The organism is Paenibacillus sp. 19GGS1-52, from assembly GCF_022369515.1.
Classification (GTDB): Bacteria; Bacillota; Bacilli; order Paenibacillales; family Paenibacillaceae; genus Paenibacillus_AQ.
In genome coordinates this window covers 3316286-3341354 of record NZ_CP059724.1, presented here as the reverse complement: position 1 = coordinate 3341354, position 25069 = coordinate 3316286, and the positions used below count along the sequence as shown (strand labels likewise).

Sequence of the window (25069 nt, the reverse complement as noted above, 5' to 3'; positions counted from 1 at the left end):
TGCTTAGTTAAAAGCTCATTTGTTATCTTTTACGCAGGGAATTCATTACCGTTTCATAATTATTGCCCTAAATATTGATCAACTTTAGCATTTACAATCTCCACAACTTCCAGGATGCCATCCTTCGTCAGATCATCATAGTGAATACCCATTACAACGGTTACAGTTTTGCGCAGCTTTGCTGCAACTTTAAGCGCGATGGATTCGCTGATCGTATGTTCCTTGTGGTGTGGTACGGCTGAGGTTAATACTTCGACGTTCTCCCCATTCAGATAGGCGGTGCTTGCCGCACCGATATGGCGAACACCTCCGGTAATAAGCAGTAGGATATCCCGGCCCACTGCCGTTGCGGATAATTCAATATCATCAGGAAGAATCATGTATCAGCTTTCCCCCTTCTATTTTATTAGTTCTTTAGATGATTCCGCGAATTTCGTCCAATGAGCTGATGCTTTCTTGAATCATAAACTGCTCCAGCTCTTCAACTAGCGTGCTGCCTGCCCGCAGATTCATAAAATTATAGGTTCCTACTTGAATAACCGTCGCTCCGGCCATAATAAATTCAATAATATCTGTAGCAGAGGTAATTCCACCCATTCCGATGATCGGAATGGTAACTCGCTGTGCAACCTGATGCACCATACGCAAGGCCACTGGTTTAATCGCCGGTCCAGATAATCCAGCATACAGATTATTAAAAACGCTGCTGCGCCGGCGGACATCAATCTTCATACCGGAGATTGTATTAATGAGTGAAACTGCGTCAGCACCCTCCTCCTGACACATCTGGGCCATCACAGCAATATCCTCTGCGTTTGGAGAAAGCTTCACGGCAAGCGGCAGCTTCGTAGCTCGTCTCACAGCACGAACTACCTCTTGTGCAGCAACGGTCTTAACACCAAATGCGATTCCGCCTTCCTTTACATTAGGGCAGGAAATATTGAGCTCGATCATATCAACTGCAACGTTGCCTGAGCGTTCACGAGCATCCGCATCTTGCTGAATCATCTCTGCTCCCGTGACATAATCCTGAAGGGTATTTCCGCCCAGATTAACGATGCGCGCTGTGTCGAGTGTCTCCCAGTGTGGGCATTCTTTTTCCAAAAATGCAGCGATCCCCGGATTCTCAAGTCCAACGCTGTTCAACATACCTGAAGCTGTTTCATATACACGGGTTCCAGGATTTCCAGCTTTAGGGTGAAGTGTAAGACCTTTTCCGGAAATTCCGCCTAGACAGGATAAATCATAGAGGTTGCCATATTCCCGGCCAAAGCCGAAAGTTCCGGAGGCCATCACAATCGGATTTTTGAAATACACATTACCAATGCTTGCGCTCATATTAGTCATGGAATAATACCTCCTCTGACCGAAAGACAGGACCGTCCGCACAAGCCTTCCGTTGGCCGTCACGACACGATACGCTGCAGACAAGACAAGCACCAATCCCGCAGGCCATCCGGTTCTCTAGCGACAGATAGACATTCGTCTGGCTGCCTGAGCTTTCAGCAGCAATTGCCTTTAGCTGTGCCGCCTTTAACATCGGATGTGGTCCGCAGACAAATACATGATCATATTGTGTGAAATCAACACTATCTAAAATTAATCCACCGACATTCACCATAAGTTCAGCTGCCAGAGGGCGGAAGGCTTCCTCCCGAAAAGCCTGGCGGCTAAAGCCCAGAAACACATCGCAGCCGGGCAGTTCTTGGGCGCAATAATAAAGCGGGGCAATCCCGATCCCCCACCCACAAGAGCAACTTTACCTTCCACCTTAGGGAATCCACTGCCAAACGGTCCTTCCAGTCCTATAGGATCTCCGGGATTTAATTCAGCCAATATCTTTGTTCCTTCACCTACAACGTGATACAAAAATTCAACACCATCATCGTTCACTTGATGTATGCTAAGCGGTCTGGAAAGAAGTGGATAGGCTCCCCATGCCCGCAGCATGTAGAATTGACCCATTTCACCGCCGTAATTCCCCGCCACTCTGAGGTGATATACTCCGTCTGTTAGCCGCTCGTTACTTATAACCGTCGCCACGTTATCAAGCTCCTTCAAATTTAATCTTAATAACCATGCCTTAGAAGGAACTAAAATTCTGTGACATACTTCACACAAATTAGAGTCTACTTCTATTCCATATGCCACGTTCATAAGGCTTAGGGACGTTCTGTACGCTTCCTAGCGCTTCTTCCGCATGTAAAGCCCAATAAGGATCACTTAGCATCCCGCGACCAACGGCAACAAGCTCTGCTTGTTCTTCAGCGATAATAGACTGGGCCACCGGGTACGAATCCAGACGACCCACCGCAATCACAGGGACCTGCAAACCACTACGGATAAATTCTGCAAGATTCACTTGGTAGGCAGACCCCGCATTAGGACCGCCATTCGAGCCAATCGGACCTTCTCCTCCTGAAGAAACGTGGAACATGTCCACTCCTGCGTCTTTATAGCGTCGGCAGATCTCCAGAGCGTAGGCTTCATCATATCCCCCGTTCACATACTCCTTAGCGGAAATTCTCATTAGCAAAGGCATATCAGCAGGCAGGACATTTCTAACGGCTGTGACAACCTGTTCGCCAAAAAGGGCAAGATCAGCTCCATACTCATCCTCTCTGATATTTGTCAGCGGCGAATGGAACTGGTGAATTAAGTAGCCATGGGCTCCATGGATTTCCACAGTATCAAATCCGGCCTGTACCGCTCTGCGCGCCCCTTCAGCATAAGCTTCGATCAACTCGACGATACCTGCCTTGGAAAGAGCCTGAGGGGTCTTGGAGTTAGCATCGAAGGCAATTGCGGAAGGGGCGACAGGCGGTTCGGCATCTATTGCTTTGCGGCCAGCATGTCCCAACTGAACTGCGATCTTGGCGCCAGAAGCGTGAACACTATCCGTAATCTTACGATAAGCCTCAATATGGTCATCACTCCAGATACCGGTGTCATGCCTGGTAATTCGTCCATCCGGATGTATACCGGTCATTTCTACAATAATAAAGCCAGTCCCTCCAACCGCACGGCTGACATAATGGACAAAATGCCACTCGTTTGGCATGCCATCCTGTTTCTCCACTGCATACTGACACATCGGTGGCATAACAATCCGATTTCTTAGCGTTAGTCCTCTTAATTCATAAGGTGTAAACAAATCCGACATCCCTGTCTCCGTCCTTCCCATCCCTAAGTTTGTGGTACTGGCAACTGTTCCTTAATATTTAGTATACAGCAAGAAATATTAACCGAAAAGGTTGATACCAAGCATAATTCCCGTCTCCAATGGAGATAACAAAGGTAGAAAATTACAGCATTTAGGGGTAACAGGAGGCATCAGGAGATGGATAATCGGCATAGAGGTTGGAAGCAAATCATCATATGGAGCGCAATTATTGCCCTACTCTGTCCGTTCTCTGCTTCAGGGCTAGCTTCAGCCGACTTGCAGGAATCTGAAGTAACTCTGGACTCTAAAGTTACACAATCTTCTACTGTACCTGAAGAACAGGCCGTTTCGGCAGGTACTTCCTCTGCTGCATCGGCTACCCAATCCCGCAAAAATTCTAAAGGGCTCTCTCTAAGCCAGCTTCTTCGCAAATATCCCGAGACAATTATGACCAAAGGCCCCCGTAGTAAAATTATCGCTCTTACTTTTGATGATGTGCCTGACCCAAGGTTTACCCCACAGGTACTCGACGTTCTGAAGAAGTACCATGTAAAGGCGACTTTTTTTGTTGTGGGCAGCCGGGCGAAGAAACACCCCGAACTAGTAGCAAGAATGATTCGCGAGGGCCACGTTGTCGGCAACCACTCTTATAATCATCCACAATTCGTAAAGCTTACGCTGATTGATTTTAGATCCGAAATTATTAGAACAGAAAATGTCCTGCAAGCTCTGGCGGGTTATAAGCCTCGGCTGATTCGGCCACCCTATGGAGATATCAGTGAGCAGCAGCTGAGGTGGGCGAAAGCACGTGGTTATAAGCTTGTCAATTGGAACGTAGACTCTCTGGATTGGAGGGGGCTTTCCAAGGCGCAGGTAAGAAATAACATTCTGTCGCATGCCGGAAAAGGATCTATCATACTGCAGCATGGTGGTGGTGGACGAGGAAGTAATCTTAGAGGGACGATTCAGGCGCTCCCTGAAGTGATCACGATTATGCGTAAACGAGGGTATACTTTTGTGACGGTACCGCAAATGCTACAGGTATCCAAAAATAAATAAAAGAAACGGAGGCACCACTAAGGGCATCCTCCGTTTCTTTTGCAACTTTATAGACAATTTGCAGGAATTTCAGGTCTCTTTATTGAATTACATATAGTTGTACATACTGAAATCCAAAATCGGACACAAAGCTTTGGCTTCCAGGAATAAAGATATCAATACGGTTACCCTTTATTGCGCTTCCTTGATCAGTTGCTGTTGCCACGAAAGCGAGTTTAGGCAGGCCCGGGTGTGAATAACCCGTTACCAATACCTTGGTGCCCATTGGAATTACACTAGGATCAACGGCGATAGTCCCAAGCTTCAGTGCATTACCAAAGTAATCGACCGCACCCCATATTCCATTCTCGCTGCTTGCGGAGGAATAAGCTGTAGCTTTTACCTGCAAGGTTTTGTCATAGCTGAATACCTTGCCCCATGCTTCTACCTTTTTGGAATCAGGCTCCACATTGAAACTAGCTGAAATTGCCGAGGAACTGTCAGTTAGTACTTTCGCAGAGGCTACTGCCTTAGCTGCCAGTTGACCAGGAACTGTTATTTTAAGACCAGGGTACATATTTAAGGGTGCAACTTTAGGGTTTGCCTTCATCAATTCATTCATTCCGACACCGTATTGCTTAGACAGTGAGTAATAGGTATTTCCTTCTTTTACAATATGAATGCTGTCTGCTTGTGCAGGAACTGCGTGCAATAATGCACTGATTCCCATAACAGCCGCTATGGCTTTAATCGTTCTGAATTTAATTTTCATGCTTACCTCCTAGTTTCTATGCGCTTTGAATCTATGTACTGCTTCAATCTGGTATAGAACTGTGTAAATCTTACAAAAATAAATATATCACAACTTTGTAACCTATGCACATGAAATTGTTACCATTTTGAAATATATAGCTTTTTCCTAGTGATTTTAAAGTATAAAAGGTTACATAATTTTAATTATGTTAACTAATGTTCAATAAATTTTTAATATTCAAGTAAAGTCCCTAAAGATTTTACACAGCGTTAACAATTCCCCCTTTGTCAAAAGGTAGAATAATAGAATACGATAGAGAATATTAGATAATGAATCATACTTGGAGGGTCCATGAATACAGAAGAGACAAAAATCAACCAGAGTAGTCCAGCTACTGCTTACCTCAACAGGGATTTAAGCTGGATCGAATTTAACCGCCGCGTGTTGCAGGAAGCACAAGACCCAGACAATCCACTGATGGAGCGGGCCAAGTTTCTGGCGATCGTATCCAGCAATCTGGATGAATTCATCAGTGTCCGTGTAGCCGGGATTCAGGATCAGATCCGAGCGGGCTACATGAAAAAAGATTTCACGGGTTATACGCCATCAGGGCTGCATAAACGCTTGATCAAACGAGTCAGCAAAATTATTGCCGACCAATACCGTACGTTCCAAGGCATCTCACGGGGTTTACATAAAGAAGGCGTTGTATTTGTTAATTATGCGGATATGACCCACGCCCAGGAGCAGTCTATCGAACAGTATTACCGGGACATCATTTACCCAGTGCTTACACCGATGGCTGTCGATCAAAGTCGGCCCTTTCCGCTCGTCCACAGCCAGTTCATTTATTTGGCAGTTGTGCTTACGAGCAAGAATAGTCACGAGGACGAGCCCTATTTTGCTATTTTGCAAATTCCGTCCAACTTGCCGAGATGTATCCCTCTTCCCTACCGTGCTAACAGTAAGAAACGGCAGTTTGTCTTCATCGAGGATGTAATCAGACATCACATTCAGACTCTCTTTAGTGGGTACGAACCTGTGGCTGTTAGTGAATTCCGGTTAACCCGCAACTCTGATCTGACCATCGATGAGGAAGGTGCAGAGGATCTACTGGAGGAAATCGAAAAAGAACTGCGCAAACGGCGGCGGGGCGTTCCTGCCCGTCTGGAGGTACAAAAAGGAATTCATCCCTATGCCTTGGAACAACTGCAGGCTGAATTTGAAATCGAAGACTTCGTTTTTGAAATTGAAGGTCCGCTGGATCTGAGCTTCCTGCGTAATTTTGCCGGAAGTTTGAAAGGCTTCAGCTATTTGCATTACCCGCCCATCGAACCTCTCTATCCGGCTGAATTCGATGAGAACGAGGATTTCTTCGAGGTATTGCGCGAACGTGATGTGTTGGTCTACCACCCTTATGAATCATTTGATGCAATGACGGACTTCATCACTCAAGCATCCGAGGATGAGCAGGTAATGGCCATTAAAATGACTCTTTATCGGGTCAGCGGCAAATCTCCACTAATCACCGCTCTGGCAAACGCTGCTGAATCAGGTAAGCAGGTAACGGTAGTAGTGGAGCTGAAGGCTAGATTTGATGAAGAACGGAACATTGCCTGGGCACGAAAGCTTGAGCAATCGGGCTGTCACGTTGTTTATGGTCTGGTTGGTCTCAAAACTCATGCGAAAATTACGCTGATTGTCCGCCAAGAAGGCAATGAGTTACGCCGTTACGTACATGTGGGTACAGGCAACTATAATGACAGTACGGCCAAGGCCTATACGGACCTTAGCTTGTTCACCGCCCAAGCAGACATTGGACTTGATGCTTCAGAATTGTTCAATCAGATGACCGGTTATTCTGCTAATTATGACTGGAATTCTTTCATCGTTGCACCAACCAACATGAGCCAGTCATTGCAGAACTTAATGCATCGAGAGGCTGAGCATGCTGCCGCAGGTCGTCCTGCACGCATCATTGCCAAGATGAATTCACTGTCGAATCAACAGGTTATTGATGATTTGTACAGTTCAGCTCAGGCTGGTGTTTCCATAGATTTGATTGTACGTGGCGTTTGCTGTCTGCGTCCGGGAATCGAAGGCTTAAGCGAGCGAATTACTGTTCGCAGTATCGTTGACCGTTTTCTGGAACACTCGCGTATTTATTATTTCGAGAATGGCGGGAAACCAGAGGTTTATCTATCAAGTGCTGACTGGATGACACGTAACCTTACCCGGCGGATCGAGCTGATGTGCCCAGTGCATGACACCAATATTCGGAAACAGATTGTCAAGATTCTTGATCTGTCCCTAAAAGATAATGTGAAATCCAGCTTCCTGCAGGCTAATGGATATTATGTACGTGCAGACGACAAAAAGGCCCCTTTCCGGAGCCAGTTCGTTGCCATGGATGTTACCCGTTGGAAGGAAAACCGAGCTTTACCTTTACCGACCAAGCACTCCTGAACGCCTTCAGAGCGTTCTCAATGTCTTCCAGACCGATTAGAAGTGCTGGAGCGCCCTGCAACTCAAGACTGAGATTGTTGCCGTGCAGATCAGCCTTCAAGTCGCTGACAATACCAATCTCGCTGCTGTCCAGTGCAATACTTAGTTGGACAAGAGCACCCAGCTTATGAATCAACTCATCGTCGGAAGCTAGCAAGATGTCCTTATGCAAATTGGACATTTTCTGCTTCCGGCTTTTTGTGCTATAGGAGGCTATCAAGGCACAGAGGATAAGCTGGCGGTGCGTGAGCCCGCGAATCGGTGAATTCATCAACCAGTACCGTGTATGCCGCTTGGATTGATAATAATTGATATTGGTCCCTGTGCGGTGAAGCATTGTGGCCACATAGATCAACATGTCCTGTTCTACCTTATCACCCTCTACCGTAAAGGCTTCAAACAGACTATGAGCCAGCTTGTAAATATGATCCAGATGTCTTTTCGAGGTGCGGATATCAAAGCGGATGATGGTATTCAGGCTATATTCCAACGCACTGTTCCTCACCGGCTCCTCTGGATTTAGCAGATCATGCAGCATGCCCTCCCGTAAACCCTCCCCACTGATCACTGAACAGCTGGCTCCAATATACTGATACACCGTGTGAAAAATAATTAGGCCTGACACGATGATATCGGCACGGCTCTTGGACAGCCCGTCCAGCTCCTTGCGCTTCTCATAGGGCGTTAAGGGCAAGGTCGCCATAAAATGTTCAATGGTCTCCGTAGGCATGGTATATCCATGCGAATTTTGCAATGAATAATCCCGTGTTTTTTGATCCAGCTTACCCAATGAACGAAGTGTCCCTCCTAGGCCGAATAAAGGTAGTCCCGAGCCCGTGCTCAACCATTCATGCTCTACCAGCCTGCCGATAACATAAGCCTGAAGTTTATGTACTTGCTCAGCAGTCCAATTGCCGCCTTGGCCGAACATACTGTTAGTGTTCACAGCTCCGAACGGGAAAGAGATACTATGTTGATAACGCCGACCACGAAAAAGCGTAATCTCTGTACTGCCGCCGCCAATATCGATGACGAAACCATCTTCTACATCAAAGGCATTGATAACACCAAGGAAACCAAAATACGCCTCCTGATGTCCGCTGATTACTTCGATGGGGATGGAGGTTGCCTCTGATAAAAAAGCAATAATCTCGGCGGAGTTAGCTGCATTGCGAATCGCCGCTGTAGCTCCAGCACGGATTTTATCGACTTCAAATTCATCGCAGATCTCCTTAAACTGGCGCAAGACCGGAATAATCGTCTCCATGTCATGCTGCTCCAGCCTGCTCTCCTTCGTAATCTTTTCACTCAAGCGAGCGGAGTACTTACACTCCTTTATAATTTTGTAACCTCCTTCCGAGGTCGTATCATAGATCACCAGGCGGATGGAGTTGGAACCAATATCGATAATGCCTATTCGGCAAAGATCATCTCTCATGCGTATGTACTCCTTTACAGGTTGTTTGACCCCTAATTATACATGGTTTGAGTCTATAAACCAAAAACGACCGCCGGAAATCAACTCCGAGGCCGTTTCAATTCTTATTATAGAACCTTGCTTAAAAAATCTTTCGTGCGCACATGTTTAGGACTGCCGAATACTTCTGCCGGTGTTCCCTGCTCGACGATAACACCGTCGTCCATGAAAAGGATGCGGTCACCCACTTCACGTGCAAATCCCATCTCGTGTGTGACTATAACCATAGTCATTCCAGCCTCAGCCAGCTTCTTCATAACTTCCAGCACCTCGCCGACCATTTCCGGGTCTAGCGCCGAGGTGGGTTCATCAAAGAGCATCACATGCGGCTGCATCGCCAGCGCACGGGCGATAGCAATCCGTTGCTTCTGTCCACCGGAGAGTTGGGCTGGATAAACATCCTTTTTATCCTCTAGGCCTACGGTACGCAGCAGTTCAACAGCAATTTTTTCTGCTTCACTGTGCTGCTGTTTTTTTACTTTGAGCGGGGCAAGCATAATATTTTGCAGCACTGTTTTGTGTGGGAACAGGTTGAATTGCTGGAAGACCATCCCCATTTTCTCGCGAGTCACATTGATATCATGCTTCTTGGTCGTAATGGAATGACCTTCAAAGGCAATCTCACCACCCGTTGGCTGCTCAAGCAGATTCAAGCAGCGCAGCAGGGTGCTTTTACCAGAGCCACTGGGGCCGATAACTACGACGACCTCGCCCTTTTTAACCTCCAGATCAATGCCCTTCAATATTTCCAGCTTTCCGAAATGCTTATGCAGGTTCTTAACAGCGATCATCCGTGTTCAACCTCCTTTCCAGTCTGCCTAATATCTTGGACAACGTGAATGTCATAACAAAATACATAAAGGCGATAATGAGTAAGGGTGTTAATGCTTCATAAGTAATGGTTGTGACCGTTTGCGATTGGAATAATAGATCGGCTACCCCAATCATGGAGACGATGGATGATTCTTTAATAATGGTAATAAACTCGTTGCCAATCGCCGGCAGCACATTCTTCAGCGCTTGCGGCAGGATGATATAACGCATGGTCATGCCTTGTCTCATCCCTAAAGAACGGGCGGCTTCCATTTGACCACGGTCTACCCCCTGTATACCCGCCCGAAAGGTCTCAGCCAGATAAGCGGAGCTGTTGATCGATAAAGTAATGGCCCCTGATTCTATTGGAGTGAATTCGATATGCAAGACAGGCAGACCATAGTGAATCAGAAACAGCTGCACCAGCATTGGTGTACCGCGCAAGAACTCCACCCAAGCGGTGGCAATGAACCGCAGCGGCCATAAACGTGACATTCTCAGAAGCGCAACAGCGATTCCCAATACAAATCCACAGAACACACCAATAACAGCTAATAGCAACGTGTACTGCAGACCAGTTAAGTAAAAATTCCGGTATTCATAAGCTAGATTAAATATATTCATGATTTCAGCGTGACCTCCTATCTCCAAAAAAATAGAAAACAGCGGATCACCGCTATTTTCTGTATGGTACAACCCTTATATGCAATCTGCTACATGCGAACTTAAATTATTTGCTTATAGAAAGTTCACTTGCTGCTGTTACATACTGCTCAATCTTGCCTTCCGAAATCAGGTGGGCCAACGTCCCGTTCACTTTTTCAAGCAATTCAGTATTGCCTTTCTTGATCCCAATAACATAACCGTTGTCTTCAACAACTGGTACAGCGGCTGTAACAACAAGCCCTGGAACATTCTTCACAAAAGCCTTAGCAACAGGGCCTTCCATAATGGAAGCATCTACACGGTTTGACTGAAGCTGTAGAATGATCTCGGAAATTTTGCCTAGGGATGTCAGCTTGGCACCTTCAATACCTTTGGCGATATCTTCCTGGATTGAACCTGTCTGAATACCGATTTTGGCGTTCTTCAAGGAATCCATTGTCGCAAATTTATCTTTATCCGCTTCCCGTACCACAACTGCTTGATCCGCTTTATAGTAAATATCTGAAAGCTCAACGGCTTTTCTACGATCTTCGGTTGGACTAAGGCCAGAAATAACAATATCTACTCGTCCACTCGACAGCTCATTCAGCAAAGACTTGAAAGGTAAATCCTTGATTACCAGCTCAGCGCCCATGTCCTTGGCAATATCCTTGGCAATATCAATATCAAAACCAACGATTGTATCCTTTCCATCTATTACTTTGTGAAATTCATAGGGTGGGAAATCTGCGCTTGTACCCATCGTAAGCGTCTTGACCGTTCCAGTACTATTATTGCCGGTTGCAGCAGACTCATTATCGTTCTTATTCGAACCACAGCCGGAAAGCAGGCCTACCGCCAATAACATTCCTAATGATAGTTTACCCCATTTGTTCATTTCTATATCTCCCCTATTCTCTAAAGTTCTCTATGTTGTCGCTTTGACCGATTTATTATAAATCACAACGCATGAATATGCAAAGGCATTTTTGTGACAACCTCTGTCAGTTTTTGAACAGTAATTTTAGGAAATGATAATTTATTTCTACCGAATCAGCTATTTTGCACACACTGCATGAAGAAGTATATACTGATTTCATAGCCTTGCTTCCTCTTAGAAGCAACTGCCTTTGGTTCATACTGCTGCGCTCAAGGGTATTACTTGCTAATGCGATTGCTTGCTGGGCACGTCATCTTAAGCTCCTAATATTTTTTCTGTACATTCATTATGGAGGTGCTGTCATGCTTTTGGAAGCTTTGTACCATGTTCCCCGCGACAAGTGGGCTTATGCCTACGATACAGAAACTATACACCTGCGTGTTCGCACCAAACGCAATGATGTGGACTGTGTTGTGGCCCTTACCGGAGATAAATATGATTGGGTCCCTACTTATTATGAAGTTATGATGGAAAAAGCGGCTTCGGATGATATGTTCGATTATTGGGAAGCTGCGGTTCGTCCGAAATACAAACGTTTGTGCTACACCTTTCGCATCAGCGCAGGTTCCGAGAATATCTATTTACTGGATAATGGCATCCGCCAGGAATGTCCACAGCCGCCAAATCATTACTACGAATTTCCCTACATACACAATATTGATTTGTTCAAGGTGCCTGATTGGGCTAAAGACGCCGTCTTTTATCAGATAATGACCGAGCGATTTGCCAAAGGCGACCCCACTATTGACCCGGAAGGAACGGAGGAGTGGGGCGGTACACCGAAGCTGGATAACTTTTTTGGAGGAGATCTGCAAGGAGTACTGGACCACCTGGACGATCTGCAGGAGCTTGGCATCAACGCTATTTACTTCACCCCACTCTTCCTCTCCCCCTCCAATCACAAATACGACATCGTAGACTATAAAAAGATTGACCCGCACTTTGGGAGCAATCAGCTATTGAAGCAGCTTATAGCGGAGTGCCACAAAAAAGGTATCCGCGTCATGCTCGACGCCGTATTCAATCATTGCAGCGATAAATTCCCACCGTTTCAGGATGTTTTGGAGAAGGGGGAGTATTCCGTTTACAAGGATTGGTTCCACATGAACTCTTTCCCGGCCGAGATTATCGACGGTATTCCTACGTATGACACGTTCGGATTTTTTGGCAATATGCCCAAGTTCAATACCGCAAATCCCGAGGTTAAATCGTATTTGCTTGAGGTCGCGGAATATTGGATTAAAGAAATTAAAGTAGACGGCTGGCGGCTGGATGTGGCTAATGAAGTTGACCATCATTTCTGGCGCGATTTCCGCAAAGTCGTGAAGAATGCCAATCCGGAGGCCTATATTGTCGGTGAAGTTTGGAGTGATTCCTTAACCTGGCTGCTTGGAGACCAATTTGATTCTGTAATGAATTACCCATTCTCTGGAACGGTACTGGAGTTCTTCAACGGCGGCATGGACGGAGTAACGTTCGGTCACCGGATTGGTGCTCTGCTGATGCGGTATCCGCAACAGACGAATGAGGTTGTCTTTAATTTGTTGGGCAGCCATGATACGCCCCGCCTGCTCACCTGCGTAGGTGAAGATAAACGCCGTCTGAAGCTGGCCGTTGTCTTCCTCTTCACCTTTATGGGTACACCCTGTATTTTTTATGGCGATGAAATTGGTCTGAGCGGGAACCAAGATCCCGATTGCCGTAAATGTATGGAATGGGATGAGAAGAAGCAGGACCGCGAACTGTACGACTTCTACCGCATGATGATTGCACTGCGTAAAAAGAACAAAGCACTGCGTGAAGGTCGCTTCCGCATCCTGCAGGCTCATAAGAGCGACTCCTGCATCGTATATGAACGTGCGGATGAAGTCATTCATTTTACGATCTGGATGAACAATGGCTCCGAACCCCGCACACTTAGTCATCCAATGGAGACCGATGATTGGCTGGATGCGCTGACAGGTGACCCTGTTGTCCCGCAAGGCGGTATGATGAATATCGCCCTTGATGCTTATGGATACCGGATATTATGCCGCACGCTTGAGTAGTTACTCATAGACAACGAAACCAAACCCCAAACAGCAAGTCTCCGTTTCTTGGAGGCTTGCTGTTTGGGGTTTGAGGATTCACTTCTTGTTGAAATCCGTTGCTATTCCAATATGCCCTCGTAAATATCAATGTACTGCTGTGCGGATACATTCCAGCTGTAATCACCGGAGAAGGCAGTTTTGGTAACTTTTTTCCAATGCTCAGGTTTGCTGTAAAAAGATAGCGCCCGGCGAAGCGTAAACATCATATCGTGGGCATTGTAGTCTTTGAACGTAAAGCCATTGCCCTCACCCGTCTCCTCGTCGTACGCATGAACAGTATCATTAAGTCCACCAGTCTCCCGTACCACCGGAATACTGCCGTAACGCAGTGCGAGCAACTGGCTGATGCCGCAAGGCTCAAATTTCGAAGGCATGAGGAATAGATCGCTGGCTGCATATATTTTGCGGGATAATGCATCGTTAAACAGGATTTGTGACGACAGTTTCGTTGGATAACGCGACGCTGCCTCACGGAACCAGCGTTCATAGACCTCATCCCCCGTACCCAGCATCACAAACTGAACATCATCGTAGTACAGAAGTTCGTCAAGCACCCGAGTCAGCAAATCCAGTCCTTTGGAATCAACCAGTCGAGTAACCATCGCAATCATTGGGATATATGGAGCTACAGGTAGACCCAATTCCTGCTGCAGACCCAATTTGTTCTCGGTCTTCTTCGCCAGATTGGAGCGATATCGGGAGAAGATTTGCGGGTCTGTTGCCGGATTATAGCTCTTCGTATCAATTCCGTTGACAATACCGGTCAGATGATCCGCTCGTGAGGTCAGTAATCCCTCCAGTCCATAACCATAATAGGGGGTGCGAATTTCTTCCGCATAGGTTGGACTGACCGTGGTGATATGATCGCTATAGACGATACCGCCCTTCATGAAGTTTATACCTCCATAATATTCCACCCCGGCAAAGTAACTATTGTTCAAGCCAAGCAGCTCACCCAGCACCTCATAAGGGAACACCCCTTGGTACAACAGGTTGTGTATGGTGAACACAGTGCGTATATTGCTATAAAATGGATTGTGGCGGTAGTGACCTTCCAGGAGCATGGGGATTACTGCAGCGTGCCAGTCATGACAATGCAGCACATCGGGCTGGAAATCAATAGCCTCCAGACATTCAAGCACCGCTCGGTTGAAGAACGCAAAGCGTTCTCCATCGTCCATATACCCATAAATTCCATCTCGTCCGAAATAATACTCATTGTCAACAAAATATACCGGAATACCCTCATACACTAAACGCTCGATACCACAGTATTGATTGCGCCAGCCCAAGGGAACAAAGACTTCAGTGATATGCTCCATTTGTGCGGTGAATTTTTCTGGAATGCCACGGTATTTAGGCATGATTACCCGAACATCTACTCCGGCACTTTTTAGCGCCTTCGGCAAAGCACCAATCACATCAGCCAGCCCACCCGTTTTGATAAACGGATGTGCTTCAGCTGCGGCAAATAACACCTTCATTTAATTTCCCCCTTAATTTACAGTTTCACTACTAATTCGCTAATTAGTTATCATTTACCTTTACGTCCAACTTTCTTTAGTACCAGAAAGCTTAACGGCGGTATTGTCAGCTCTATGCTGTTCAATTGATTATGCCACTCCAACTTGCTGCTCTGCATTGGAGCATTATGCACTCCTGAGCCGCCGAACTCTGTACGCTCAGAGCTGAAGATCTCTTCGTAAGCCCCCGGACGAGGAACACCAATACGGTAGTTGAGACGCTGTGCCGGTTGGAAGTTAATAATAAATAACAGCGTATCCACGGGCTTCTTGCCTCTACGAATGTATGAGACAATGCTTTGTCCACTGTCATCCGCGTCTATCCACTGATAGCCCTCCAGATCATGATCCAGCTCCCATAACGCTTTTTCAGAGAGGTACAGCTTATTGAGTTCTTTACTATAGGCCAGCATACGTTGATGGCTCTCATACTCAAGCAACAGCCAATCCAGCTGCTCCTGATCCTTCCACTCAATAAATTGCCCGAATTCACTACCCATGAACAGCAGCTTTTTGCCAGGATGCGACATCTGATAACCGAGCAGCTGCCGCAGTCCAGCGAACTTCTGTTCATAGGAGCCTGGCATCTTGTTTAAGAGTGACTTCTTGCCATGCACGACCTCATCATGCGATAAAGGCAAAGTATAATTCTCCGCGTATGCATAACAAATCGGGAATGTCAGCAGATTATGATGATGCGGCCGCTCGCTGAATTCATGTTCTATGTAACCCAGTGTGTCGTTCATCCAGCCCATATTCCATTTGTAGTTAAAGCCTAACCCGCCTTCATGAACAGGGGCAGTAACCCCAGGCCAGGCACTCGATTCCTCAGCCATCATCAAAGCTTTGGGATAGTATTGAAATATAGCCTTGTTCAGCCGCTGAATAAAGCTGATGGCTTCAAGATTCTCCAAACCGCCATTGGCATTATGACGATATTGATGGCTCTTCTTCTCAAAGTCAAGGCGCAGCATACTCGTGACAGCATCCACACGCATTCCGTCAATATGGTACAGATCAAACCAGAACAGCGCGTTGGAGATTAGAAATGAGGATATTTCAGGCTTGCTGAAATCAAACGAAAGGGTACCCCAACCTGGCTTCTCAGCTAACATCGGATCGGCGTATTCATAAAGAGCGGAACCGTCAAACATCCGCAGACCATGAGCGTCCTTGGCAAAATGGGCCGGAACCCAATCCAATATCACACCTATGCCTGCCTGATGAAGATGATCAATCAGATACATGAGCTCATGCGGATCACCGTAACGACTTGTTGCGGCAAAATAACCCGTCCCTTGATAGCCCCATGATAAGTCATACGGATGCTCTGCGAGTGGCATGAATTCTACGTGGGTATAGCCCATTTCTACTAAATATGGGATCAACAGTCCACCCAGTTCCTGATAGGTATAGAATTCACCGTCTTCCTTCTGGCGCCAGGTTCCAAAATGCATTTCGTAAATATTCACTGGTTGATTGTATGGAGACTTGTTCTTGCGCCGCCAAGCAGCATCTCCCCACTGGTAGCCCGCAAGCTCTGCAACAACGGATGCAGTAGCCGGACGAACCTCAGCCTTGAAGGCAAAAGGATCTGCTTTTAGAAAACTTGTCCCATCTGCGGCCACAATCCTGTATTTGTAAAAAGTTCCCGGCTCCATCCCCGGAAAAAAACGACTCCAAAATCCTGAATCGGGTATCTTATATAACGAGTCCATATTCTGCGTTCCGTCCCAGCCATTATGGTTACCTGCTAGTCCTACATATGTCGCATGAGGAGCCCACACGGTAAAGCGTACGCCGGAAATGCCTTCTTCAGCGGCAGTGTGCGCGCCCAGCATTGAATAGCTGCGATAATTCGTGCCTTCATGAAACAAGAAAATATCATCAGATGACGGGAGGGTTTCTGTTGTTGGTGTCTCAGCCAATTCATCACCACCTTTTCATATAGGATGCACCTATTACATTACCCGAATCTAAACCATTTGAAAATGATTTGCTGGTGAAAAGCTATGTTTTATGGTTGGAGAAATGGTTCCTGTAATTTTTTCTGATTCACAGCAATATATTTCACCTATGCCGTTTCAAGCGCTTGTCGAAAGTTTATATTACAAGCATTGACAAAAAATGGGAGGGATAACAAATGAGTAAAAAAGAATGTATCGCCATGTTATTGGCAGGTGGAGAGGGGCGCAGATTGGCACCTTTAACCGCCAATATGGCTAAGCCTGCAGTCCCTTTCGGTGGACAGTATAGAATCATTGATTTTCCTCTAAGCAATTGTGTGAATTCCAATATTGATACTGTCGGCGTATTGACACAGTACGCAGCTGAGTCGCTGCATCAACATATTGGAGAAGGTGAGCCATGGAGGCTCAATTCCAATGTAGACCATGGAGTCACTTTGCTTCCTTCAGGTATTGAAGGTAGAGAGAACTATTTGGGAACCGCCGATGCCATTTATAAAAACATTGAATTTATCGACAGCCACAATCCAGAACATGTATTAATCCTGTCGGCAGATCATATTTACCATATGGATTACCGCAAAATGCTTGATTATCATCACAGCAAGGGCGCTAAAGCTACGATCTCCGTTATGGAGGTTCCATGGGAGGAAGCCAGCCGCTTTGGTGTAATGAACGTGAATGACGAACTTAAAATCTCCGAATTTGCGGAGAAACCAAAGGTTCCAAAGAGCAATTTAGCTTCAATGGGCATCTATCTGTTTCGTTGGGACTATCTGAAGGAGTATTTGCTGCGCGATGCCGTAAATCCAGCTTCCAGCCATGATTTTGGTAAAGACGTCATCCCAACTATGCTTAACAGTAATGACGACTTGTTCGCCTACCGTTTCGAAGGTTACTGGAGAGATGTAGGAACTGTGAGCAGCCTCTGGGAGGCCCACATGGATCTGCTCCAAGCTGATAACGGCTTTCAGATCGATAATGTACGTTGGCCAATGTATAGCCGGGCCCGCCGTCCCAAGCTTGCCGTTCATAAAACACGTGTTCAACTTCCGGTAACAGATTGCCTTGTGAACGAATTTAGCATCATGGAAGGCAGCTTATTCCGTTCGGTCATCTTTGGAGGTGTGGAGATTGGCAAGCTGTCCCAGATTAAACAGAGCGTGATTATGCCGGGTGTACGGATAGGCCGTGGTGTACAGATCGAAAATGCCATCATCGGCGAAGGTGCCGTCATCAAGGATGGAGCCATTATTAAAGGCAGTGCAGACAACATTGTTGTTGTTGGACCTCATGAGATCGTAGCTGCTAAACCAGTCATCCGCACCCAACCTTCCCGTCTGCTTCAGGATGTATATGAGAAAACTGGGCGACTGCGGGCCGAAGGCCTTCCATCCTGACAATCTTTTTATGAAAACCAGCTAATAGCATGTCAAGTCCGGCTTTTGAATACCATTGAAGTTTGTTATATTGTTAAAATGTGATAAATAACCCTCCATTTTATGGATATTTTTAGTTAAAGAGTGTAGGCCTGCCCCTTCTTTAGCGTAGACGTGAAGTAGTAACTTGTTGGCGCAAGCAATCACGGCTACGTTATGGGGCTTCCCTTCACTCTTTTCCTTATCATAATACCGCCCCTCAGCACAGAGTTCAACTCCCCTCGTAGACCGCATATTACAGCCAATTACATGGCTCTTTGTAATCGTTTGGAAGCCTCATTTCGTAATATTGTTTTGCTTTGCGAGAAACTTCCCAGAACTGAAGACACTTGGATCTAATCCAGCATACGCTACCAGTTGCTTGGAACGACGGAACTGTGAAGCATCTCCAATTTGAGAGACAATTCCCGTTCCCAACTTTGTTCAAACCCCCAGAATGGATTCCAAAAGCTGAACTTCCGTTAGGTTTTTGACAACTCCAGAATCTTTTTCTAAGCCTTTGATTTGCTTTTGAAGTTCAAGGATCATAGTTAACAGACTTCGCAAGGTCATCTCCAGTCCGTAGGGAACGCTCTTCATAGGATTGTCCGCCATCGCTGTGTGAAAGGCCACTCCTTTTACGATTCATCCAAAATTCGAAGTGAGAAGCTTTAGTGACTGACTGTGTTCTGACAAAGTTAGTCAAGCCCCAGTACTCCGATCTTGAACTCCTTCTGAGGTAAAGCAGGCTTTCAACAAGTTACGAAGGCGTTTTTGAAAACATGTCTTTAAAAAACGCCTTCGTAACTTGGGAAAATCCAATTCACAAGTGATTATTTTCGTCCTATTTAGGGAAAACGAGTATTATCGCAGGATTAAGATGTCCAAAAAATTTGCGCATCGTGCTCTTGCGCTGTTCAATTCATGTTTTGATCCGTTTAGATCACGATTGCACAGGGTTGTCGGTAAGAGCTACTTTTGATATGCCCATCACGATTCACCGAACCAAATATGGAGTATTTTGTAGACTGTCGCATCTTTAAAATTTCTAGGTTTGCTGTTACGCTATAGATCTATAGTAATACTTTATGATCCTCGCTTTTGGGATCAATGATAGGGCTAAACAAAAATCATGTGGATGACTCCTTTCGGGTTGTTTGAAAGCTAACAGGTCGCTTTTCAGCGACCTGTTGGATGTATATATATTCTTTTTAATTCGTAATTACTGCTGTTTAATTTGTGAATTTTCTAAGAGTTTAATCTTTAAGGAATATAATTATAAAGATGACCCCATCCGCTACTTTGAGACTTCACTTGTAACCTATACTGCTTTCCTCCTTCTAAGTAATAATTGACACTAACAGCGCGATTAGCATTAGTTGCTGTCAATATATATATGCCTACCCATCCTGTCGGTGTGAGTTCCATTAAAGTTACATCGACATCATAAGTTCCACTGCGGAGTTCAGCCTCTAACTTTCCATATTGATGTTGACCAGAAATTGGTGATGTTAATTTGGTGTCTCCAGTAACAGGAGCTCCGGTTTCCCCGTTCGCTGCAAAGGCTTCAGTTCCCAATGAAACCATTAAAACAAATAGAAGTAGAAAAGAAATCCAATTTTTTTTCATTTTTCATTTTCTCCCTTTAATAGTTTTATTATTCCATAAAATTACTTAAAAAACATATAATATCATTAATTGGTATATTCTTCAACCATTATATGATTAATAGTCCGAAGTTTTCTAAATTCTCTGTGCTGAGAACTCAGAAACTGCAGCCACTTAAAGAAGCACATTTAATGTGTATTAAAAAAATTTATGTCTATATATACCGCAATTAAGATTTAATCCTAATTAACAGACGATCAACCGTGTCTATTGGGTGCTTGTTGACTCGCTTCATAAAATTGACCGACATGCAGCTTGATTCGGTAAAATTTCTCAAAAAAAGACGTTGTTCACTACGTCTGCTTTTAACCATAGCCATAAACCCTTCTACCGGATTGAGATTCGGGCTATACGGCGGTAGAAATACCAAATGTAAGTGGGGATGCTTCTTCAAAAAAGGCTGCAGTTCTGCGGCATGGTGAATCCGGCTATTATCCAAAATCATCGCAATTCTCCCGCTTGGATACGCATTTTGAAGATTGAGGAGAAATCGAATCCATGCCGCTACGTCTGCTTTTTCTTCTTCCCGGTGATGCACTTGCCCAGTTTCGTAGTTAGTGGCTCCAATTAACTTGGCACCTTCATGCTTTCCGTACGTGGGTACTTAGCGCTGTCGCCCCCGCGGAAACCAATTATATTGCAGCGCCTGATAGGGAACGTATCATCGATTCGTTTTCAAACAGCAGATGATCGATCTCGTCGGCTTTGGCCAGCGAATAGGTTGCTTTTGTGAAACTGAACTCCATCCGTTTGAGCATGGCACTAATCCCACGTACGCTCATGACCTGGCCAAATTCTCGCTTAATCTATTCGGCCACTAGAGGAAGCGGCTAAGTATAGCGGCCTCGAACCCCACATCCACGGGTTGCTGGTGTTCCAGCATACCCGCCAGCTGTCTACGCTGCTCCTCCGTGAGTTTAGGCGGATGTCTGGAAGAATGATCCATTTCCAAACCCGCCAAGCCTTCTTCTTGATAGCTTTGCCAATAGACACTTATCGTTTGGCGAAGACGTCCCAGCAACTAGCTAATCTGAGCAAACGAGTGGCCTTCGAGGCGAAGACGGACCGCCAAGTATCTTTCATAGAAACGTTTATCGGCTGTGCGTTTCATGGCTTCATTCAAACGTTCGTTTTCTGTAGTCTTCATTTTTATCGCCACCTTGAGATGAGGTTACAGCATAATTACCCCATTTCGCGGTATGTTATTTTCTTAGATGCGTCTTATATATTTCCTGTTTTCCCTATTCGCTCTTAACCTCAATTTTCAATACGAGCGTCCTTTATTCGGACGGTAAGGCATTTGCCCGTTTTTGCGAAGAAACATTTCTGCATGTGCATTCCATCTGGTAGTCCTGCACCACTTGAGAAGCCGAATTTAGATGGTTCTATGAATTTGTCGGACCCAAGCAGCGCTACAGCTGGCTTTTTCGTTCCCATAACGTCGAACAAGCGCTGGATCAACAGCTGCATATAGTGCTCGCATGCAAGCAACTACCTACAGTACCATACAGCACATGTATATTCCGGTGGAGTACGAACGTATCGAAAAGCCCGTATGGACCGAATTGAAAGAAATCTCCAATCTGGTTTTATATAAAATAGAATATCCCCATTTCTAAAAAAATATTGATTGTTTTATAATAGGATATTATAATATTCTACAGAATACATTATTTGGAATATTTGTATTCTGTCTGCTGGCCAGCAGGTATTAATTCGTCAATTTGTTGAGTTGCTAGTTAACTATTAAAAATTAGGAGGAAATATGTATGAGGAAAATTGTAAGCACGATGCTAGTATTCTTATTTATGTCTTCCAGTGTAGCATTAGCCAGCCCCACCGATTTTTCTACATCTCAGGATACAGTTGAAATACAAGGAGTTATACAAAAATATTTTAATTCATTAGCAGAGTCTATAAAAATAAAAGATCCCTCGAAATTAGATGAATTAAACCAACTAATTAATTTAGACTCACAAGAAGGTTCTCAACTATTATCGTATGAAACAGACAAGACAAATTATTTAATTGAAGAACAGAACAACGCGGGTACCGAAGTGAAAAATTTCACAAATGCTTTTGAATTTAATTCTGTTAATGTGAACTCGGATGAAGCACAGGTAGAAGTCACACTTGTTGAGAGTATCGATTATAACTTTCTAGATGAGAGTTCAGTGACTAGAGTACAACATAGCATTAGCTTGGCAAAAAATAATGATGAGTGGCTTATTACGGAGGATAACTATAGCGATGAATTTAAAAAATTGTATGATTATGGAACGGATTTTTCTGATCTGACAACTACTCAGGATCAGTCTAAGACTACAACTACAAATGAATTGAACGAGAGTATTGGCGTCCTATCTATTCCAGGGGATTACTTTGATAGTTATGATTCCACTAAACGGGCCAATGCGGTAAGCTACGCAAGATCACATACTGATTCTTCGGGAACGACATCAACAGCTTACTATAATACTTCGCAGTTCAAAACTTATGGCGATACAGATTGCCAGAATTTTGTATCACAATCTGTTTGGTATGGCTTGGGGGGAAGAGTTAGCTCTACCAAAGCTTACCCTATGAATAGCTATTGGTGGGCAAATCTCACAGGAGAAGCTACAACTTGGTATTGGACAGGTACATCATATTTTTACAATTGGGTTACCAGCAATTATACTAATAACAGTTATGGTTTGCAGGGAACTGCATCTAGTTTACCAACAAATATCCAAGTAGGTGATTATGTTTATGTCCCAGGTCATGTATTGCTCGTGACCAAGATTGTAGACAATGATGCAAATGGAGTGGTTAATTATGGTGATCTTTATATAAGTGCACATACCAATAACCAACTGGATAAAAACCTTAAAGCACTCTACGGCGGAACATCTGCCCCTTCTAACATGCAGTTTGTTCATATTACAGGTAATAAATGGAATACTGGGCAGTAAAATAAATTAATTGCTTCACCACTGGGGTATCTTATTTTTTACTTCAGCGGTGAAGTAATTAACTCACTTACAGGGGAGTTTTGAACTGAGATGTGGAAGAAATACACGTGGATTATTAGTGGCATCATCGTTGCTGTCGTTGCAGTGGGTTCAATGGGGTACAATCTAAATTCCAAATCGACAGAAATAAAACAATTAACCTCCGAAGCAGAAGTACTCAGAAATGAAAATACTGTTATTAAGAAAGAGTCAGAGAGTAAAGCGGAACTTATAACTGGATTAAAAAATCTGTTTCCGCAATATGTACGCGAATCTGAAAGTATTTTGAACGAACTCAGTAAGGTGATTCCTGCATGTCAATACAATACAGAAGAACAAAAGCAAATGATGGACAAAATAAAAAAATGGATACAGAAGAATCGTATAAAAGAAGAATTGGGATTGTCTTTTCTAGATCAGAATCGGGTGATTTTAAGCCTAAAGCCGCTTGGAAATGAAACGGATGGTTCATTTTCAATTGAAGCCATGTACTATGAGATTCCCGGTGAGTCAGAGGCGATTAGTGATTATCCCAGACCTACAGGCAAAGAATACGTAGGAGTGTCTGTATTTAAGATGAAAAAGAAAAATGGAGTGTGGGAAGTTTCACAATATTCTGACCAGTTTTAGTGCTCCTTAATGTGCATTAAATTTTAATTAAAAATTATTTTATCATGCGGTATATAACTCCTAGGCTCAAACTCAAAATCAGTGCTTGACTATCAGCCCAACATTCGATTGAGGTTACAATCAATGAGAATACCTGCATTATAGCGGATTCGATTTTGCGTAAAGAAATGACGACGCTAGAAGGCTTTAATGCGATTGTGTCGACCTTCTACCGTTGCGTTTGTCCACTGGCATTGATGATAGTTTACGATTTCAATGTTCCAACTACGCATCGTCTTTAAGCTGCTACGAACAGCAGGATGATGATCCATCATCTTGCCTTGCTCACATCAACGCTCAAATCCCAGTTTGGCAATGCTAAAGCTCGGCGAACAGTCATACCAAGTCGTGAATGCTTCCTTCCATTCCCAGGCGCTGCGAAGCAGCGGGGAGAAGGTTAACAACATCTCTACAACATCTCCAGTCGCGTCCGGCTCTCCACTTCCAGCGATTCCGCGGGTGGATTAAGCAAGCGATGATGGGCTTTTAGGTAAGCCCAGCCCGTGGTGATAGTGTATGCTGAATGGTTTTTCGGACCTCCTGCACGCTGTTGATCACATAACCGTGAACATAAAACCGATCTGCAATGCGAATTGCATGAGGAAAGCATTCGCTGATCCAAGTATCATACACCTGGGCTAAAACCATGATGACCGCTTTGGGATTCAACTGAAGAAATTCTGGATGTGTGTTAGCATATGCCCGCAAGTCGTTCAGCTTTCGACCCGAAGGCAGGTCCAGCATCGTCTCACCTTTGAGATTATGGATACCGGTAGTGTACGTATGACCTTTTCGAATGGCAAAATCATCGACACCTAAAATCAGATTGGACATTTCTTTTGCTTCAGTCCACACCTGCTTCTCGATGCGTTCGCACTCCATGGGAACAGCCTCGTTATGAATGCGCTGTTCGCTGCTGGCAGGTAGTTGCTGCATGCGGGCGCTATGTGCAGCCGTTGATCCCAGCGCTTGTTCGACGGTATGAGAACGAAAATGCCAACTGTAGCGCTGCTTGGGTCCTACAAATTCATAGGACCATCCAAATCCGGCTTCGCAAGTGGTACAGGACAACCGGATGGAAGGCACATGTAGAAATGTTTTTTTCGCAAACATTGGCAAATGCCTTACCGTCCGCATACCATTACTTCCCTTGCGAATGACGTTCTGGTCGGACTTGCACAGGGGGCATATTGTTTATAGCTGCGTGGAATGACTTCGATGTGAATTTCATCGGTAACCATGGACCGAATTTGACGAAGTTGTAGCTCTGGTATGTCGAGCATTTCATTGATATACTGGATCTGCATCTGTTTATTCCTTTTTTATTGTTGGGTGAGACTTACAAAAATACAGGAGTAGCAGATGTTTTTCCATATTCATCCTTTGGTCACTTCGTCAAGCACTGA

The 25069-nt window shown here is 44.8% G+C and carries 21 protein-coding genes and 3 pseudogenes; 6 read left to right on the top strand and 18 right to left on the bottom strand.

The window, feature by feature from the left end:
* Positions 1-59: 59 nt before the first annotated feature.
* The 4 genes and pseudogenes from lpdD to H1230_RS15630 all read right to left on the bottom strand — a co-directional run bounded on the left by lpdD (position 60) and on the right by H1230_RS15630 (position 3163).
* A complete protein-coding gene (gene lpdD, locus H1230_RS15645; protein ID WP_239716844.1) occupies positions 60-380 on the bottom strand; it encodes a prenylated flavin chaperone LpdD in 321 nt (106 codons plus the stop codon).
* 34 nt (positions 381-414) lie between these two features.
* Positions 415-1347 carry a dihydroorotate dehydrogenase gene (locus H1230_RS15640; RefSeq protein WP_239716842.1) on the bottom strand — a complete coding sequence of 311 codons (933 nt, stop codon included), beginning with the start codon at positions 1345-1347 and terminating at the stop codon, positions 415-417.
* Positions 1340-2043, bottom strand: a pseudogene (locus H1230_RS15635) (dihydroorotate dehydrogenase electron transfer subunit). The gene H1230_RS15640 and the pseudogene H1230_RS15635 overlap by 8 nt, the downstream one beginning before the upstream one ends.
* A 79-nt stretch (positions 2044-2122) precedes the next feature.
* On the bottom strand, positions 2123-3163 hold the full coding sequence (locus H1230_RS15630; RefSeq protein WP_239716840.1) for an NADH:flavin oxidoreductase/NADH oxidase: 1041 nt from the start codon (positions 3161-3163) through the stop codon (positions 2123-2125).
* Between the two features lie 177 nt (positions 3164-3340).
* Here H1230_RS15630 and H1230_RS15625 point away from each other — a divergent pair, with 177 nt between their 5' ends.
* On the top strand, positions 3341-4222 hold the full coding sequence (locus H1230_RS15625; RefSeq protein ID WP_239716838.1) for a polysaccharide deacetylase family protein: 882 nt from the start codon (positions 3341-3343) through the stop codon (positions 4220-4222).
* A 79-nt stretch (positions 4223-4301) separates the two neighbouring features.
* Here H1230_RS15625 and H1230_RS15620 read toward each other — a convergent pair whose 3' ends face one another.
* Positions 4302-4973, bottom strand: a complete 672-nt coding sequence (locus H1230_RS15620) for a 3D domain-containing protein (RefSeq protein ID WP_239716836.1) — start codon at positions 4971-4973, stop codon at positions 4302-4304.
* Positions 4974-5306: 333 nt separating this feature from the next.
* Between H1230_RS15620 and ppk1 the strand changes: the two genes are divergently transcribed.
* Positions 5307-7421 carry a polyphosphate kinase 1 gene (gene ppk1 / locus H1230_RS15615; protein WP_239716834.1) on the top strand — a complete coding sequence of 705 codons (2115 nt, stop codon included), beginning with the start codon at positions 5307-5309 and terminating at the stop codon, positions 7419-7421.
* On the opposite strand, the gene H1230_RS15610 is transcribed toward ppk1, so the two are convergent.
* From H1230_RS15610 to H1230_RS15595, 4 genes are all read right to left on the bottom strand, one after another.
* On the bottom strand, positions 7369-8898 hold the full coding sequence (locus H1230_RS15610; RefSeq protein WP_239716832.1) for a Ppx/GppA phosphatase family protein: 1530 nt from the start codon (positions 8896-8898) through the stop codon (positions 7369-7371). The two genes, ppk1 and H1230_RS15610, sit on opposite strands and share 53 nt — an antisense overlap.
* 107 nt (positions 8899-9005) lie before the next feature.
* The gene (locus H1230_RS15605; protein ID WP_239716830.1) at positions 9006-9728 is read right to left on the bottom strand and encodes an amino acid ABC transporter ATP-binding protein; all 723 of its coding nucleotides are present in this window, start codon (positions 9726-9728) and stop codon (positions 9006-9008) included.
* A complete protein-coding gene (locus H1230_RS15600; RefSeq protein ID WP_239716828.1) occupies positions 9715-10374 on the bottom strand; it encodes an amino acid ABC transporter permease in 660 nt (219 codons plus the stop codon). The genes H1230_RS15605 and H1230_RS15600 overlap by 14 nt, the downstream gene beginning before the upstream one ends.
* A gap of 106 nt (positions 10375-10480) precedes the next feature.
* On the bottom strand, positions 10481-11293 hold the full coding sequence (locus H1230_RS15595) for a transporter substrate-binding domain-containing protein (protein WP_239716826.1): 813 nt from the start codon (positions 11291-11293) through the stop codon (positions 10481-10483).
* A gap of 344 nt (positions 11294-11637) precedes the next feature.
* On the opposite strand from H1230_RS15595, the gene H1230_RS15590 reads away from it, so the two are divergent.
* Positions 11638-13383, top strand: coding sequence for an alpha-glycosidase (locus H1230_RS15590; RefSeq protein ID WP_239716824.1), 1746 nt, complete (start codon positions 11638-11640; stop codon positions 13381-13383).
* 101 nt (positions 13384-13484) lie between these two features.
* Here H1230_RS15590 and glgA read toward each other — a convergent pair whose 3' ends face one another.
* Positions 13485-14909 (bottom strand): glycogen synthase GlgA, encoded by a 1425-nt coding sequence (gene glgA, locus H1230_RS15585; protein ID WP_239716822.1) that lies wholly within the window; start codon positions 14907-14909, stop codon positions 13485-13487.
* A 50-nt stretch (positions 14910-14959) separates the two neighbouring features.
* Positions 14960-16876, bottom strand: coding sequence for a 1,4-alpha-glucan branching protein GlgB (gene glgB, locus H1230_RS15580; RefSeq protein ID WP_275591230.1), 1917 nt, complete (start codon positions 16874-16876; stop codon positions 14960-14962).
* Between the two features lie 215 nt (positions 16877-17091).
* Between glgB and H1230_RS15575 the strand changes: the two genes are divergently transcribed.
* A complete protein-coding gene (locus tag H1230_RS15575) occupies positions 17092-18315 on the top strand; it encodes a glucose-1-phosphate adenylyltransferase (RefSeq protein ID WP_239716820.1) in 1224 nt (407 codons plus the stop codon).
* A 315-nt stretch (positions 18316-18630) separates the two neighbouring features.
* On the opposite strand, the gene H1230_RS31685 is transcribed toward H1230_RS15575, so the two are convergent.
* The 6 genes and pseudogenes from H1230_RS31685 to H1230_RS31665 all read right to left on the bottom strand — a co-directional run bounded on the left by H1230_RS31685 (position 18631) and on the right by H1230_RS31665 (position 21148).
* Entirely contained in the window at positions 18631-18771 is a 141-nt protein-coding gene (locus H1230_RS31685; protein WP_481857152.1) for a transposase, read from the bottom strand.
* An 825-nt stretch (positions 18772-19596) separates the two neighbouring features.
* Positions 19597-19962, bottom strand: a complete 366-nt coding sequence (locus H1230_RS15570) for a hypothetical protein (RefSeq protein WP_239716818.1) — start codon at positions 19960-19962, stop codon at positions 19597-19599.
* 208 nt (positions 19963-20170) lie between these two features.
* Positions 20171-20590 (bottom strand): annotated as a pseudogene (locus H1230_RS31680) (transposase); the annotation flags it as partial.
* A gap of 43 nt (positions 20591-20633) precedes the next feature.
* Positions 20634-20783 (bottom strand): winged helix-turn-helix domain-containing protein, encoded by a 150-nt coding sequence (locus H1230_RS31675; RefSeq protein WP_481857151.1) that lies wholly within the window; start codon positions 20781-20783, stop codon positions 20634-20636.
* Between the two features lie 35 nt (positions 20784-20818).
* Positions 20819-20953: a hypothetical protein gene (locus H1230_RS31670; RefSeq protein WP_481857150.1), complete on the bottom strand. Its 135-nt coding sequence runs from the start codon at positions 20951-20953 to the stop codon at positions 20819-20821.
* A 69-nt stretch (positions 20954-21022) separates the two neighbouring features.
* On the bottom strand, positions 21023-21148 hold the full coding sequence (locus H1230_RS31665; RefSeq protein ID WP_481857149.1) for a hypothetical protein: 126 nt from the start codon (positions 21146-21148) through the stop codon (positions 21023-21025).
* Positions 21149-21770: 622 nt separating this feature from the next.
* On the opposite strand from H1230_RS31665, the gene H1230_RS15560 reads away from it, so the two are divergent.
* Entirely contained in the window at positions 21771-22955 is a 1185-nt protein-coding gene (locus H1230_RS15560; RefSeq protein ID WP_239716816.1) for an amidase domain-containing protein, read from the top strand.
* A 90-nt stretch (positions 22956-23045) separates the two neighbouring features.
* Positions 23046-23624: a hypothetical protein gene (locus H1230_RS15555; RefSeq protein WP_239716814.1), complete on the top strand. Its 579-nt coding sequence runs from the start codon at positions 23046-23048 to the stop codon at positions 23622-23624.
* A gap of 92 nt (positions 23625-23716) precedes the next feature.
* On the opposite strand, the pseudogene H1230_RS31660 reads toward H1230_RS15555, so the two are convergent.
* A pseudogene (locus H1230_RS31660) lies at positions 23717-24970 on the bottom strand (ISL3 family transposase).
* Positions 24971-25069 lie beyond the last annotated feature (99 nt).